Below are 15,179 nucleotides of genomic sequence, written 5' to 3' on the forward strand. Positions count from 1 at the left end.
ATGCAACATCAATTACTGATTAACGGCGAACTGGTCAACGGTGAAGGTGAAAAGCAGCCGGTCTATAACCCTGCTACCGGTGACGTGATCCTGGAAATTGCCGAGGCGTCAACCGTGCAGGTTGATGCAGCCGTCCGTGCCGCCGATGAGGCTTTTGCCAGCTGGGGACAAACCACGCCGAAAGTGCGTTCAGAGCTGTTACTGAAGCTGGCGGACACTATCGCCGAAAACGCGCAGACATTTGCTGAGCTGGAATCCTTGAATTGCGGTAAGCCTTTTCACTGCGTGCTAAATGATGAAATTCCGGCGATTGTGGATGTTTTCCGCTTCTTTGCCGGTGCGGCACGTACGCTCAACGGCCTGGCGGCCGGGGAGTATCTGGAAGGGCATACGTCCATGATCCGTCGCGATCCGCTGGGGGTGGTGGCGTCTATCGCACCGTGGAACTATCCGCTGATGATGGCTGCGTGGAAACTGGCCCCGGCGCTGGCTGCAGGTAACTGCGTGGTGATTAAACCATCCGAAATTACCCCATTAACAGCACTGAAGCTGGCGGAGTTGGCGAAAGATATTTTCCCGGCAGGCGTGATTAACGTGCTGTTTGGTCGTGGTAAAACCGTGGGCGATCCGCTGACCGGTCATGAAAAAGTGCGCATGGTTTCACTGACCGGCTCTATTGCTACCGGTGAACACATCATTGGGCATACTGCGCCATCGATTAAGCGCACGCATATGGAGTTGGGCGGCAAAGCCCCGGTTATTATTTTTGATGATGCCGATCTCGATGCGGTGGTGAGCGGCGTACGCACGTTCGGTTATTACAACGCCGGGCAGGATTGCACCGCAGCCTGTCGCATCTACGCGCAGAAAGGCATTTACGACGCGCTGGTCGAAAAATTGGGTGCGGCGGTCGCCAGCCTGAAAACCGGTTCACCGAATGATGAATCAACAGAGTTGGGGCCGGTAAGCTCTCAGGCTCATTTGGATCGCATCACCAAAGCGGTGGATGAGGCCAAAGCGCTCGGGCACATCAAAGTCATCACCGGCGGTAAAAAAGTAGAGGGTGCAGGCTACTATTTTGCCCCAACGCTGCTGGCGGGCGCGAAGCAGGACGATGCTATCGTTCAGCGGGAAGTCTTCGGCCCGGTGGTCAGCATCACCCAGTTTGATGATGAGGCTCAGGTCCTGGCATGGGCTAACGATTCAAAATACGGGCTGGCATCTTCGGTCTGGACGCGAGACGTCGGTCGTGCCCATCGCCTCAGCGCCCGCTTGCAGTATGGCTGTACCTGGGTCAACACCCACTTCACGTTGGTGAGCGAAATGCCGCACGGCGGGCAAAAACTCTCCGGTTACGGTAAGGACATGTCGGTTTATGGACTCGAGGATTACACTGTTATCCGCCATGTGATGATTAAACACGAGTAAAATCAGTACCCGCGCATGGCCATAGACGCACGGATAGCTAATTACTGGTAGAAGGGTGTCTATACTATGCGCGGCACTGGCCTCGTCGCCATCGGACGGCGGTAAGTTGGAAATATCCACGAGGTCAGGCTAATTTACATACATTGGAGTCGCGTTCCGTTCTCTTAATGAACATCACTTCGCTGATGCCCGGTATCTGGGTTTCATGGCAACATCCCTTCGATTAAGGATAGCGTTGCATCTACCCCTTGAACTCACAGCGTGAATCGGTCACCGCCTTACCTACATACGCTATCTGACTGATAATTCAAATTCATGGATACATACTTTCATCATCTGAGGGTACGCGGCTTTTTTCTTTTAGTATGTGTACATTAGCCTTACAGAATTCTATGTAGGCTCTGGCCGCCGTGGAAACATGTCGGTGTTTTTTATAAACCAGATGCAATGATGAGTAGGGCAAACGTGTCTGGGGTAAAACCTCAATCAGTTTTCCACTATTAATGTATTCCGCAGCAAAAAAAGCAGGTAACTCAGTAATGTAGTCGCCAGCAAGGGCTCCAGAGCGCAAATGAAGATAATCATTGACGATGAAGGTCGCTGGAACATCGTAGGTATGTTCACCGAGCATCCACACCGGACGCGCGCCTATCACCGAACCCCAGGCGGCACAGGGATACTTCATCAGGTCTGATGGCTCTTTGGGGGGCTCACTGCCCTGAAAAAGCGCCGGGCTGGCGACCAGAATATGCCTGAAATCCATGAGATGGCTCGCAACGACATCATCATCAGAGATGCTTCCAACTCTCAGCGCGACATCAATACCTTCAGAAACTAAATCCACTCGACGTTCAGTCGTATAAACGTTAATGGCAATACCCGGATATATACGCTGAAACTGCCTGATGATTTCCCACCACGGTTCAAGTGATTGAGGCATTGTCAGGCGTAATCGGCCTGTAATGCGGGAATCGGCAGTGGTGAGGAACTGCTCGGCATCATTAAGCGTATCAATAGCCGAACTGGCCTGATCCAGCAATTTTTTACCCGCCTCTGTTGCTCTGCAACCTTTCACAGTGCGTTCTAGCAGAACAACATCCAGCTCATGCTCAAGTTCAGCGATCCTACGGCTTAGCGTCGGAAGCGGTATGTTGTTTTCCCGCGCGGCTGCAGAAAGGCTACCGCAGCGGGCTGTCAGAACAAACATCTTTAAGGCATTTAAGTCCATCGACTCCTCTCAAATATGAAAACATTATTCTCAATTTAGACGCTACACAGTACTGAATGTGGATATTAAAATACAGCCACTTTCAGTTAGCAATGCCCGTAATTATAGAAAAAATGTATTGCCTGGAGCAGATTTAGAATCTATCTGACGCCATCAGTCATTTTTAAAGCTCTAAACCTTCCCCCTGATAAACTCTCAAAAATGAAAATGCACAGACTTAGGAATATGACATTAACATGAACGATTTAGTAAAAGCCTATCTGGCTCGCCTTGGCCTTGACGCAGAAAAACCCTCCATTGAGGCACTTACCCGTTTACATCAAGCTCATGTAGAGCGGATCCCTTACGAAACATTCTGGATCCACCTTGGTCAGGATTGGGGAATTGACGCCATGGAAAGTTTCAGAAGAGCGGCAACAACCCGACGAGGTGGTTATTGTTTTCAGCTCAATGGCGGCTTACATACGCTACTCACCCACCTTGGTTATCGTGTGAGTATTCACCCAGCAAACGTCCACGGCGCTGAAGGCCCTGAGCATATAAAACTGGAAAACCATGCAGCTATCATCGCTGAGGGGTTGCCGAGTGAAAATAATCCCAACGGGAGATGGTGGGTGGATGTCGGTCTTGGCGATGCGCTTCATGAGCAAATGCCTCTGATGAATACTACCGTTAACCAGGACTCGATGCAGTTTGGCATGGAAGCCATGGACAAGGACGGCGTGGGCGATTGGCATCTCATTGCCGATCCATCGTGCTGGATCGCAGGCGTGAATATGGCAGAGCAACCCGCTTCTATGAGTGATTTCGTAGACCGTCATCACTTTAATATGCATTCCCCTGAATCCGGATATGCAAAAGTTGTTACTGCACAACTCCGGAAGCCACACGGCAAAACGATACTGCGAGGTTGCGTTTTAACAAAAACCGATGGCGAAGTCGTTACGACTCACATCTCAACGTCTTTACCCGAGTGGCAGGAAGTGCTTGATGAAGAATTCGGTCTGACTTTCGAAAACGTTCCTGAGATATCGCTTAAAAAACTGTGGGTCAAAGTACAGAAGATCCATGAAGAATGGGTCCAGACTCGCGAAAGTACGTAAAACAGCAAGTTGTTGACGACCGGCCCGATACATACGTTGATGTTATCGGCCGGAGCAGTATCATTGAGCGGAGTACCAACAATCGTATACTGGATTTGCTCATTATTCGGCAGCGAGCGAAATCTTATTAATATTACAACTGCACTAATCGCACTTTCCCCTACATAAATCCATGCTTAATGTCCGCTGCTGGCACTCAGCGGACAATTTTTGGGGTCAGAAGGCACGGTCGGTTTTGAACTATGTTTAACACCAGTCAGAATAATAAGATGGTTGAGGTTATTAGGGCCTGAACGGTGGCGGCCTCATTCCGGGAGCATTAGATAACCAGAACCTCACTCAGAAGTGTGCCAACATTGCGTGGGTAAGAACAATATCCGGAGAATAAAGTGTTCGGAAAATTTTTTTTAAATTACATGCCTGGTTTACAAAATTTATTAGCCTACGATAAAAGCTGGCTAAAACATGATGTTAAAGCCGGGTTATCTGTTGCGGCTGTCGCACTACCCGTTGCTATTGCTTACGCTGAGTTGGCGGGTGTTGGGGCAATCGTGGGGCTGTATTCCTGCGTTTTACCGATGATCGCTTATGCACTGTTTGGTTCTTCACGTCAGCTTATTGTTGGCCCTGATGCAACAACCTGCGCGGTGATTGCGGCCGTCGTGTTTCCCCTCTCTGCAGGTAATCCCGAACTGCACTGGCAACTGACGATCATCATGACATTGATGATGGGCGGATGGTGCCTGCTTGCCAGTAAATTTCGCCTGGGCGCACTTGCCGATCTGCTTTCTCATCCCATTCTTACTGGTTTGCTTAATGGCGTAGCCGTGACGATTATTGTCGGGCAATTAGGTAAGGTTTTAGGGATCACACTTGATGAGGCGCAGGTTATTGAAAAAATAATTGCCTTGCCAGGCCGAATCGCAGACAGCCATTTATTAACCTTAGGACTATCACTTTTAACGTTAGTTATTTTAATGGTTATCAAAACGTATCGCAGCCACTGGCCAGCACCGTTGATTGCCATTGTGATAACAACGGCGCTGGTATGGGGAACATCAGCACAAAATCATGGGATTACCACTATTGGGGGGGACGGTTTTCAGCCTGGTTTACCCGTCGTTAACTGGGCGGCGTTCCAGCCAGGTCTGATGCGTGATTTAGTGATCCCGGCGCTGAACCTGGCTTTGGTCAGTTTTGTCAGTCTTATGCTGACCGCCCGTAGTTTCGCCGCGAAAAATGGCTATGACATTAATGCTGATGCTGAGTTTAGAGCTCTGGGTATTGCGAATCTCATGTCTGGATTATCTCAGGGGTTTGCTATCAGTGGAGCCGATTCCCGAACCGCTGTTAATGATTCAACTGGGGGGAAAAGTCAGCTGGTTTCCGTGGTCGCAGCCTTACTCATCGGTATCATAGTCGTATTTTTTACTCAGCCATTACAGTTTATTCCGGTTTCTGCATTAGGTATTGTTCTAATGTATGCCTCGTGGTCATTGATTGATTTACGTGGGCTATGGAACCTGAGGCGAAGAAATAAACAGGCATTTCGTTTGGCCTTCTTCACCTTTGGCTGTGTGTTAATTATCGGTGTAATCCAGGGAATCGGGCTTGCCGTGTTGCTCGGTCTGTTACAGTTCCTGCGTACAGTCTTTCGTCCTTCTGAGCACTTACTGGGAACTGACGAAAATGGAATGATTCACTCATTAGGTAATTCAACCGATATTAAAATGGTTCCGGGCGTGTTGATGTATCGATTTAACTCCCCGTTGACCTATTTTAATGTGGCTTATTTTAAACGTCGGGTATTGAACTTAGTTGATGGTACAACATTACAACCTAAATGGGTGGTTATTGATGCCGTTGCCTGCTTCACCTATTCAGATATAAGTGTCCTGGCCACCATTAATGAGTTAAAGCGTGACCTGAAAAGTCGACAGATTACGTTAATCCTGGCGGGCCGGAAAACGGAATTAACACGCTGGTTTAAAGAAAGCCGGCCAACAATGAATGATGATGACATGCTTCTGGCTCCAGACCTCTATTTGGCACTCCGGTTCATTCAAAGCAAAGAGAGTGCGGGTGAGGGCGAATCAGACGGTGATGTACCATCCCAGTGACACAATTCTTGAAAGGGGTCCAAATTCAGTAGACCACTTCATACGGGGCCGCTTAGGGGGCAATGCATGCCGGGATTCGCTATCTCATTACCGCAGAAAGGTTAGGGCTATTACACACTAAGGATAATTTACTGGCAGGTGAAGCAGTGGGAAGATCGCACATCAATGGCAGAGAGAATGTTCTCTCTGCCAGCAGACGCTGCAATTAATCAACAAGAGTCACATCAAGCAAACCAGCCAAACCTTGCGGATATCAGGCTGAAAAGTCCTACAGCAGCAAAGAGATTTATCAGTACTACGGTTTTACTGGAAACATTCATTTTTGCCACCTTTCGATTTAACCCTTATGGGTATAGTACGGGTTAAAACTATCCGCAATAGTACGAAATCTGAACATTACGGAGAGCGGTTGTTTTCTCGCCAATTTTCTTAAAAAAAATGAATAAAACTTGATGTGTGTCATAAAAAAGAGCATATTGCGCGCGATTTTCCCTTCTGGCCCGGATGCCCTAAATGTCTTTGTACCAAAACATGCTGGTTTTTTATGCGGTAATGGCCGCCATCGCGGCTATCATCACCTGGTTTCTATCGCGCGATAAAAAGCGTATTCGCTTTCTCAGCGCGGTATTAGTCGGGGCGACGTGGCCGATGAGCTTTCCCGTCGCACTCCTGTTTTCTCTTTTCTAATGACGTCGTCAGGCCTTTAGCAGCGCGATTAATCGCAACCTGTCAGCGTCAGTCACGTCCAGCGGATGCTGATAGCCGACGTTTTCATTGGCGCGGGTGTACAGGGCAACCAACCAGTCATACACGTATCGGCTGGCACCATGCCGAGGTTGCTCGTCCAGTTTTGCCAGTCGACGCATCGGTTGTTGCGGCGGGGCGCTAAAGATAGCGGCACCTTTTAGGATCCTGCTGGCAGGGCGCTGTTCCTCGGCAACGCGAGCAAACCCAAGCCAGGTAATAAAATCACCGATATCCGCGTGCAGCTGCGCTGCGCAGACGTTCTCGCGCTGCATAATAGCGTGCAGGCGTTGCGGCATCTCCAGCCGGTAACTGGTGGTCACCAGGATGTCAGCAACCTGCCTTAAAGTTTCCGGCTCCAGGTGCAGGCGACGCGCGTTATTCTCATTACGACACCACTGGCGCACATGGTTGATCCACATTTTATGCGCCAGGTATCCGGTCTCTTCACTCTCTTGCGGGTGAGACGTATCTCGCGCGTCAGCAAACAGGTCGATCGCATCATTAAATAAGCCGCTAACCTGCTCCTCACGCGGTTGTTGAATACGTAACAACGACTCCACGCTGCGCATAGGCGGCAGTAGTCCCTCCAGCAGCTCGCCATGTTTTGCCGCCTGAGCTTGCAACTGGCGAATAAGTGATTCACTCGCCCCAGTCGTCTCGTCATCCGTGTGTAGCCAGCTCATTAACGTGGCGCGAATTCGCTGCTGGTTCTGCTCGTGCAGAGAGATAAACCGAGCCTGACGCTGAGCGGGCGAAGTGGCCTGCGACAACCATTCAACCAGCCGCTGTAAACTGTGCTTATCCAGCGCCTGTAGCGTGCCCCAGTGCAGTCCGGGTTTGCCCAGTAATTGCTGAACGGCTTCATCGAGGTTCTGCTGGGTGCTAAAACGTGCATCCTGTGGGGTAATGGCCCACACCACGCCCGGTAACGCAGCATCGTGCAGCGGTTGGGTATCGTTGATCCAACCGAGTAGTGTGCGGGTGACGGTCGGCGTCTGCGAACGGGTGGATACCGCGTTGCAGATGACTAACACATCGGGTTGCAGACACTGGCGGTAATGCTCCAGCATCCAGCCTAATTTTGCTTGCCATAGCGGGTGTGGATGCGCATCCGGTGCCAGGGGGATATCCAGCAGGTCCGTGCTCTCCAGCACCGCGTCTTCTACCGTCAGTACCAGTTCGCGGGTCAACAGCGCCAGTGATTCCAGTGACAGGCTGACCGCATTAAGCAACTGATTGTCGGCAATGGGATGCACCACCACATCACTTAGCGCGTCGTTCCCGGCCAGTGCCGCCTGAGTGAGAAAGCTTTCGGCGGGCAAGCCGAAATGGTCGACCAGCAGGCTAAACGGCGCAGCTAATTCTTTGGCATGCCCGGTTTGCTGCAGCGTATGCGCCAGTGCCAGAAACTGCTGCGTGAGTTCTGGCTGTTCTCCCCACAGTAATGCCCAGGCATGTGCCCGGGTGGTGAGATCCAGTGCCGGAAGCAGCATGGCAAACTGGTGCCACAGCGCATCGTCAATTTGCTGCTGGTTTGAGGGAACACGAGAACGCCAGAAACGCGCGATGGTGGCCACGTCTTGTGCGCAGATCCCCGGCACAGGATGGCGCTGGCGCAGCGTCTGCCATTTTTCTAACCGCGTCTCAATGATCGCTTTTTCAACCTGACGGTTGTCAGGTAACGCACAGAACTGGGCGATAAACAGCTGAACCAGCTCCGCCTCGCTCATCAACCGCAGGCGCAGCGGCCATGCGCTGTCCAATGGGGTTTCGTCGCGGGTGAAGCGAATAGCCATGTTGGTTGGCGCATGGCCGGGGTTAATGTGCGTAAAGTAATCGATGCTGCGATCCGGCGTGATGATGTTCAGTTTGCCACCCGAATCGCTGCACAATGCGCAGAGCAAATGCGCTTTCGCCGCCTGTGAGTGGCCGTACAATCCCACACAACCCGGCGCGGCGAATGTCTCATTGAGCGCGGTTTCATTGACCGCGGCTAATGTGAGCTGAGCCAGCAGGGAATCTGCTTCATCATCCAGGCGTGCCGCGCGTGTACGTACGTCCGTTACCCATTCGATGGCGGCCTGTGCGGTGTTTAACGTCTTGCTCATTTCAGGTACACACTCCCGCTATCAATCCAGTAATGGCTGCCGCTGTGGCGGCGGTCTGCCAGCGTATTCAGTTTTAAGGTTAAGGCGTTAGCGGCAACGGGTGTGCCATCCTGCAGCCAGGCATCGCTGAGGACGAAGTATTCCGGGCCGGCCTCTTTGCTACCGCCACGTAATTGCAGACGCACATTTAATACGCCATCACCGGCGATGGTTTTCGCCAGCTCAGCAGAGTTGATACTGAGCGTATACAGCGGGGTGGCGGGCCAGCGGCTGTTCTCCAGTTGGCGGAAACCTAACGTCACATTGCCACGCAGCGGGAAATTCAGGCGCGCGTCCAGCTTTGCGCCAGGCTTGTCGAGGTCGATATCGTGATACCAGATATTCTCATCGCGCAGCGTATTAACCGTGTTATCTAACACGCCGAGATAGCGTACCGTCGAGTACGCGCCGATATCGGCGGCTTTAAAGTTAAAACGCGGCAGACGCAAATCCAGCGCCAGGCTGCACAGCATGGCGCCCACGGCGGCGGTGGACTTCGGATTGCCAATGCGCCCTTGCTGGCTAAACGGATACCACTCATGCACGCGGTAGCTGTCCATCCAAATCATACGATTAACCGGAACAGGTTGCAGATGACGAATCAGCGCCTGTACACCTGGTAAACAGGCGGGTCTGCCGGTTACCAGTAAAATGTCACAACGATAGTGCGAGATGGCTTCACACACGGCGTGCAGCGGAGAGGTCAGGGTAAACTGCCCGGCCAGCAAGGCTTCCTGTAATGGCCTGAACTGCACTTGCAGCGGCACGCTCAGCACGTCAAAAACCGGCGAGCCCGCAGGCAACGCATGATCGATGGCCTGCTGGATATAGTTCATCACGTTGCGCGTTGGCGGCTGGGCCAGCAGTTCACCAAAGGTGGCATGTAGCCCCGCTACCGGGTCGTTAACATCGCTTTGCTCCCACGCGGAGAGCACCGCATGCCCGAGCGGCATAAACAGCTGTAACGCCGTTTGCTGGCGTAAAATCGCTTGGGTGTCGATGCGCCCGGAGTCGCCAAACAGCGTGGCCAGCAGGGCGGCGGCGTCGGTAACCCCCGCCTGTTGTAAGCGGGTTTGCAGGGCAGGTAGCACGCAGCGTTGGATAACATCGAGCAGCAAGTCATCCCCGGCAACCTTGAATCCTTCACGAAACAACAGATGCGGCGTGATTTTGACATTCGCCCCCACGCCATCATCTAACTGATAATGGACCACGGCCATATCCGTGGTGCCGCCGCCAATGTCGATTGATGCCACACGCAGGGCGCGACCGTTGACTTCACCCGGTTCCGGCAGGCGGTCCGGGCGGGCGAGGGCGTTGAAGAACGATTCGGTGTGCCCGTCGTAGTGTGAAATCGCTTCATTGTATAGCCAAACCAGCTGCCCACAGCTGGCTTCATCCCATTCCATCTGGATCTCAGGGACGGGGACCACGCTTTTTTCCTGCTGCTTGCGGGTGGTAAAATCGTCATCCTGCGGATGCCAGCCCATCGCTTTCCACACTAATGCAATAGCCTCAAACATGCGCAGGCGGAAGATCTCACGCTCTTGTTTTGGCATCGCCGACGGCAGGGTCAGGATCAGCGTACGCAGCTGGCGAGGCGAGGCCGGAAAACCAAGGCGCAGACGTGTCGCCACGCTGTTAATTTGCCCCAGCGCCTGCGCCAGAACTTCGCACAGCATATGAGTCATCAGCGTGCTGCGACTGTACTGCGGTGAGAATACCGGCAGCCGGTCATCCTGCGGCAGGCTAAACAGCGGTTGGCCATCATCGTTCATCAGATTCATCAGCGGGAAGGCAGTTGCCAGCGGTTCGCGCTGAGTTTTGCCATTCATCTGGCTAAAGCGCCAGTCGTGCAACACCGGTGTTTCATCCCACAGATACCGACGCGGGCTGGAGATCCCGCTGCTGCCTTCGGTGCCGACGCGCTGCATGGCCAGCTTGCGGGCTTCATCGCCGACACGAACGATCGACGGCCAGATGAAGGCATCGTCACGACCGCTCTCCACGGAAAAGTGCTGTTTCCCAAAACGCGCCTCGGAAAACTCCAGTCGGCTAGTGAACAGCGGATCGTTGAGGTATTGCGGCTCGCTTAATGAACGGACCTGTAATTCTGCCGTCTGGCGTAGCCCGTCATTGGCGTCACCGTGATCTTCAATCAATACGCCGCAGGTATGGGTATTGCCGATATCCAAGATCAGATCGACAGGAATGGCCGGGGTGCTAAGGGTGTGCGTCACCAGCTTTACTTCCGGAATGGCAAGCTGCTCGCCTAACAGGGTCAACACATTCAGCCAGTGCGCCTGATATTCGAAATTTCGCAGCGCGAGCTGGATCTCTTGTTCGGCGCGGTTTTCTTGTTGCGTCACATAGTGCAAAAAAGACTCGCGCAGCCAGCCGTCAATCCACGTCTGGTCGAGAAAATCAGCGATTTCTTTATCGTGCCAGGCCAGCGCAAATCGCGTGCCGTTGAGCAAATCGTTTTCATTTGGCGTCAATACGGCGGGGGCATGCTCGGTTAACTGGCTGTCCAGCGCCACGGTCACACGGTGCGTGTTGCCCGCACTGTCCGGTTGTGCCAGCTTGCGCACCTGTACGCGCGCCCAGTTATCCGGGCCTTCGACAAATGTGCGCGGCGGGTTAAAGCGCAGGAACGGCAGCGGCAGCCAGACGCCGTCGAGCACGTCCAGTGAATAATGTAATGTCTGGGTGCTTTCTGGCTTGACCACTTCGGGTTGCCCGCCAGTGCTACCTGGTAACGTATAGCGGCCCGTTGTCAGGTCGAAATCCAGTCGCAGCAGCGGGCCGTTGGCCGTTTTGCGCACAAAGCGCCCGTGATGCGCGGATTCCTGCGGCGTCAGGCCAAAATCCAGAAACTGTACGCCGCTATTGGCAATGAGCGTCACGCTCTGTTTGTAATCACACAGATTCACCAACATAAAATCAGGCACCTATCTTTTTGATGGTCATGGGGATCTCCGCGTGATCGTCATAACGTGCGGTACAGGCGGCTACGTCGTTGGTTCCCGCTTTACAGGTGATTTCCGGCATCGGATAACGCGAGCCGTCCGTACAACGCGCGTTCCCACGACTTTTAATCATTAATTCACCCGACTGGTGCAGACCGGAGAAAATCTCCGCACGACATACCACATTGTCGCCGTGGACGACTCGCGCAGTGCCTTTATTGGTCTGGATCTGATAACGCAGCGAGGGCGCTTTACCGCTGACCGGATCTTTGATGTCGACCATCACGCGCCAGTTACCGTTGAGGAAGCGGGTGGTGCCGACCTTCATCTGGTTCGCGTCCATGACCAGCGCATCTTTCGGGATCGCGGCAATCACCACCGGCCCCTCGGCAGGCTTCTCTTTTTTTACCACCGGGACAACTTCCGCGCGATGCAGCGGCAGCGAAGGTGTCAGTACGGGTAGCGGCTTGATGTCGACCCTCGCAACCTCAATCGGCTGCAGCGCGGGCGCAGGGCGTGTCGCCTGCTGTTTCCACAGTAACGGTCCAACGATAGCGGCAATAATGACCGCGGCAACCGGCAGGCTCCACAGCGGCAGTTTACGCGCAGGTGTTGGCAATACGGGCGGTGGTGAGGCCTCGGGTTCATTTACGATGACCGGGGGCTGCGGTTCAGGTTCTGCGGGCTTGGGTGTTTCCACGACCGGAGTCAGTAAAGGTGCATCGGCTTCGGCAAAGGTGATTTCCGGGACGACCATATCTTCTTCAGGTTCGGCTTGCGGTGCGGGCATGACCGGAGGAACATCGGCAATCCGCAAGCAGTCGAGCACATCGTCACGCGTGTTTTCGTTCAGATTGACGAATCCCCAGAACGTTATCACCGGTTTGCCATCAACCAGAAAAACGTGATTTTCCCCAGGAAACTGAACTGCCTTTTCCAGCAGAGATCCAAACAATTGCAGCGAGGTTTTACCCGATTGCAGGCTTTTACGACTGAGAGTCGCCGCGCTGTCCAGCGTGCTGGCCAGATAGCGTAATGCCCGAAAGCGCGCGTCTTCATCAGCGGCTTTCCAGGCGACGGCTTGTCCTTCAATCGGGGAATACCAGTCAACCCGATCGCCATTATCATTGACTTGCGGGATCGCCAGACAATCGGCCATGGCCTGCTGTTTTCGCAGACGAAGCGTTTCACGAATTTGCAATGCTGAATCAAAAACGGCCTGACCACCGCCGCCCACGGCCTGATAGTCATCCAAATTGCCGCTGCGCAAGAGAGTTTTTGCCACGTTGTTATCCCTTAGACTTCTTCACACATCTACTTTACGGCTTATAAACGCGAGCAAACGGTGGAAGAGAGGCAAAAAGGGGCGAATTTTCATGGCATAGAGCACGGGGAAAAATCTTGACGTTTTGAAAAAGACTTAAGGGAAATTATTTCACCGGTGCTGTCGAATTAATCAGCGAAAACCACCGGATAAGAATAACCTGATAGTGATTTGTTATTAGTCAGTTTTTGTCAGCTATGCTCTGATAATGAGATGAATAATAAAATAAGAAGGCATACAACAATGATTGCAAGGAAAACGTTGCTCGCGCTGGCGCTCAGCGCGGGATTACCAACCGGTGCTGCATTTGCTGCCAATACCGACACCCTTATCTACTGCTCTGAAGCGTCTCCCGAATCCTTTAACCCGCAAATCGCCAGCTCCGGCCCATCATTTGTGGCCAGTTCTCAGGTGCTGTATAACCGACTGATTAACTTTGATCCGGTGAAAAACACCCCGGTGCCGTCTCTGGCTACCGACTGGACGATATCCCCGGATGGCTTGACGTATACCTTTACCCTGCGTCAGGGCGTGAAGTTCAACAGCAATAAATTCTTCAAACCGACCCGTGATTTCAACGCGGATGACGTGCTGTTCTCGGTATTACGTCAGAAAGATGCCGATCATCCGTACCATAACGTCTCGCAGGGTAACTATGAGTACTTCAACGATGTCGGGTTGGACAAGCTGATCAAAGAGGTGAAGAAGGTTGATGATTATCATGTCCAGTTTGTGCTGAACGAACCTAATGCGGCGTTTCTGGCCGACTGGGGGATGGACTTCGCGTCCATTCTCTCTGCGGAATATGCCGACCAGATGCTGAAAAAAGGTACGCCGGAAAACGTCGATACCTGGCCGATTGGCACCGGACCTTACGTGCTGCAACAGTATAAGCAGGATTCACAGATCCGCTATCTGGCCAACCCGAACTACTGGGATGGTGACGTTCCGACCAAACACCTGATCTTCGCCATTACGCCAAACGTGCAAACGCGACTGGCAAAACTGCAAACCAATGAGTGCCAGATAATTCCCGCGCCTGCGCCGGTGCAGTTTGAGGAAATCAAGAAAAACAACGACCTGACGCTGCATTCGGTCGACGCACTGAACGTCGGTTATCTGGCATTTAATACTGAGAAAAAACCGTTTGATAACGTATTGGTACGTCAGGCGCTGAATTACGCGACCGATAAAAAAGCGATCATTAACGCCGTCTTTTTAGGGGCGGGGACGGTGGCGAAATCACCGATTCCACCGAATATGCTGGGCTTCAACAACGATCTGAAAGACTACGATTTCGACCCGCAAAAAGCGAAAGAACTGCTGAAGAAAGCTGGGCTGGAGAACGGTTTTGAGGCGACGCTATGGTCGATGCCGGTTCAACGTCCGTACAACCCGAACTCCCGTCGGATCGCTGAGATGATCCAAAGTGACTGGGCGAAGGTTGGCGTGAAGGCGAAAATCGTTTCCTGGGAGTGGGGTGAGTACCTCTCCGGAATGCGTAAGGGCGAGCACGACACCGCGCTGTTTGGCTGGATGTCTGACAACGGCGATCCGGATAACTTCGCTGATGTCCTGCTGGGCTGCAACAGCATTAAAACCGGATCCAACGCCGCACGCTGGTGCGATAAAGCGTATAATGCGCTGGTGCAAAAGGCGAAACAGGTGAGCAAGCCGCAAGAACGTGCCGCGCTTTACCAGCAGTCGCAAGAGATTTTCTACCAGCAGGCGCCGTGGATCGCGCTGGCAAACGGCAAAACGTTTTATGCCACACGCAGTAACGTCAGCGGATACAGCGTTAGCCTGATGGGCAGTGATTTTTCAAAAGCTAAATTAAATTAATCAGTTAAGGAGAAAGTATGTCGCACCTGGATGAGGTCAGCGCCCGCGTCGACGCCGCCATTGAAGAGAGCGTCATTACGCATATGAACGAACTGCTGATTGCGCTCAGCGATGATGCAGAACTGAGCCGGGAAGATCGCTACACCCAGCAACAGCGTCTGCGCACGGCGATTGCGCATCATGGTCGTCAGTATAAAGAGGATATGGAAGCCCGCCGCGAGCAGCTCACCAAAGGTGGCACTATTCTCTGATATTTCCTTGCCGGATGGCG

General features: G+C 52.8%; 11 protein-coding genes. 6 read left to right on the forward strand and 5 right to left on the reverse strand.

All coding sequences use genetic code 11. The features are described from left to right. The gene (gene patD, locus M2374_RS13320) at positions 1-1,428 is read left to right on the forward strand and encodes an aminobutyraldehyde dehydrogenase (protein WP_117342824.1); all 1,428 of its coding nucleotides are present in this window, start codon (positions 1-3) and stop codon (positions 1,426-1,428) included. A 313-nt stretch (positions 1,429-1,741) separates the two neighbouring features. Here patD and M2374_RS13325 read toward each other — a convergent pair whose 3' ends face one another. Next, positions 1,742-2,656, reverse strand: coding sequence for a LysR family transcriptional regulator (locus M2374_RS13325; RefSeq protein ID WP_115258456.1), 915 nt, complete (start codon positions 2,654-2,656; stop codon positions 1,742-1,744). A gap of 236 nt (positions 2,657-2,892) precedes the next feature. On the opposite strand from M2374_RS13325, the gene M2374_RS13330 reads away from it, so the two are divergent. Next, the gene (locus M2374_RS13330; protein WP_115258457.1) at positions 2,893-3,759 is read left to right on the forward strand and encodes an arylamine N-acetyltransferase; all 867 of its coding nucleotides are present in this window, start codon (positions 2,893-2,895) and stop codon (positions 3,757-3,759) included. Positions 3,760-4,148: 389 nt separating this feature from the next. Continuing rightward, on the forward strand, positions 4,149-5,879 hold the full coding sequence (locus tag M2374_RS13335) for a SulP family inorganic anion transporter (protein WP_117342821.1): 1,731 nt from the start codon (positions 4,149-4,151) through the stop codon (positions 5,877-5,879). A gap of 224 nt (positions 5,880-6,103) precedes the next feature. Here M2374_RS13335 and yncL read toward each other — a convergent pair whose 3' ends face one another. Beyond that, on the reverse strand, positions 6,104-6,199 hold the full coding sequence (gene yncL, locus M2374_RS13340; RefSeq protein ID WP_115258458.1) for a stress response membrane protein YncL: 96 nt from the start codon (positions 6,197-6,199) through the stop codon (positions 6,104-6,106). A 193-nt stretch (positions 6,200-6,392) separates the two neighbouring features. Here yncL and M2374_RS13345 point away from each other — a divergent pair, with 193 nt between their 5' ends. Then, positions 6,393-6,566: a GhoT/OrtT family toxin gene (locus M2374_RS13345; protein ID WP_096756988.1), complete on the forward strand. Its 174-nt coding sequence runs from the start codon at positions 6,393-6,395 to the stop codon at positions 6,564-6,566. 8 nt (positions 6,567-6,574) lie between these two features. Here M2374_RS13345 and M2374_RS13350 read toward each other — a convergent pair whose 3' ends face one another. The 3 genes from M2374_RS13350 to M2374_RS13360 are packed head-to-tail and all read right to left on the reverse strand — an operon-like array spanning position 6,575 to position 13,027. Next, the gene (locus M2374_RS13350) at positions 6,575-8,734 is read right to left on the reverse strand and encodes a virulence factor SrfC family protein (protein WP_181689082.1); all 2,160 of its coding nucleotides are present in this window, start codon (positions 8,732-8,734) and stop codon (positions 6,575-6,577) included. After that, positions 8,731-11,712 carry a virulence factor SrfB gene (locus M2374_RS13355; RefSeq protein ID WP_181689083.1) on the reverse strand — a complete coding sequence of 994 codons (2,982 nt, stop codon included), beginning with the start codon at positions 11,710-11,712 and terminating at the stop codon, positions 8,731-8,733. Before M2374_RS13355 ends, M2374_RS13350 begins: the two co-directional genes overlap by 4 nt. A gap of 4 nt (positions 11,713-11,716) precedes the next feature. Then, positions 11,717-13,027, reverse strand: a complete 1,311-nt coding sequence (locus tag M2374_RS13360; RefSeq protein WP_181518280.1) for an SrfA family protein — start codon at positions 13,025-13,027, stop codon at positions 11,717-11,719. A gap of 282 nt (positions 13,028-13,309) precedes the next feature. Here M2374_RS13360 and M2374_RS13365 point away from each other — a divergent pair, with 282 nt between their 5' ends. Both M2374_RS13365 and M2374_RS13370 read left to right on the forward strand, forming a co-directional pair. Continuing rightward, the gene (locus M2374_RS13365) at positions 13,310-14,908 is read left to right on the forward strand and encodes an ABC transporter substrate-binding protein (RefSeq protein WP_181689084.1); all 1,599 of its coding nucleotides are present in this window, start codon (positions 13,310-13,312) and stop codon (positions 14,906-14,908) included. Between the two features lie 17 nt (positions 14,909-14,925). Then, positions 14,926-15,159, forward strand: a complete 234-nt coding sequence (locus M2374_RS13370; protein WP_096756992.1) for a YdcY family protein — start codon at positions 14,926-14,928, stop codon at positions 15,157-15,159. Positions 15,160-15,179: the final 20 nt, after the last annotated feature.

It is taken from the genome of Citrobacter sp. JUb117 (genome assembly GCF_024809055.1).
Classification (GTDB): domain Bacteria; phylum Pseudomonadota; class Gammaproteobacteria; order Enterobacterales; family Enterobacteriaceae; genus Citrobacter; species Citrobacter gillenii.

Coding starts and splice junctions, on each gene's coding strand:
- patD (WP_117342824.1), top strand. CDS start 1: ATGCAACATCAATTACTGATTAACGGCGAACTGGTCAACGGTGAAGGT.
- M2374_RS13325 (WP_115258456.1), bottom strand. CDS start 2,656: ATGGACTTAAATGCCTTAAAGATGTTTGTTCTGACAGCCCGCTGCGGT.
- M2374_RS13330 (WP_115258457.1), top strand. CDS start 2,893: ATGAACGATTTAGTAAAAGCCTATCTGGCTCGCCTTGGCCTTGACGCA.
- yncL (WP_115258458.1), bottom strand. CDS start 6,199: ATGAATGTTTCCAGTAAAACCGTAGTACTGATAAATCTCTTTGCTGCT.
- M2374_RS13345 (WP_096756988.1), top strand. CDS start 6,393: ATGTCTTTGTACCAAAACATGCTGGTTTTTTATGCGGTAATGGCCGCC.
- M2374_RS13350 (WP_181689082.1), bottom strand. CDS start 8,734: ATGAGCAAGACGTTAAACACCGCACAGGCCGCCATCGAATGGGTAACG.
- M2374_RS13355 (WP_181689083.1), bottom strand. CDS start 11,712: ATGTTGGTGAATCTGTGTGATTACAAACAGAGCGTGACGCTCATTGCC.
- M2374_RS13365 (WP_181689084.1), top strand. CDS start 13,310: ATGATTGCAAGGAAAACGTTGCTCGCGCTGGCGCTCAGCGCGGGATTA.
- M2374_RS13370 (WP_096756992.1), top strand. CDS start 14,926: ATGTCGCACCTGGATGAGGTCAGCGCCCGCGTCGACGCCGCCATTGAA.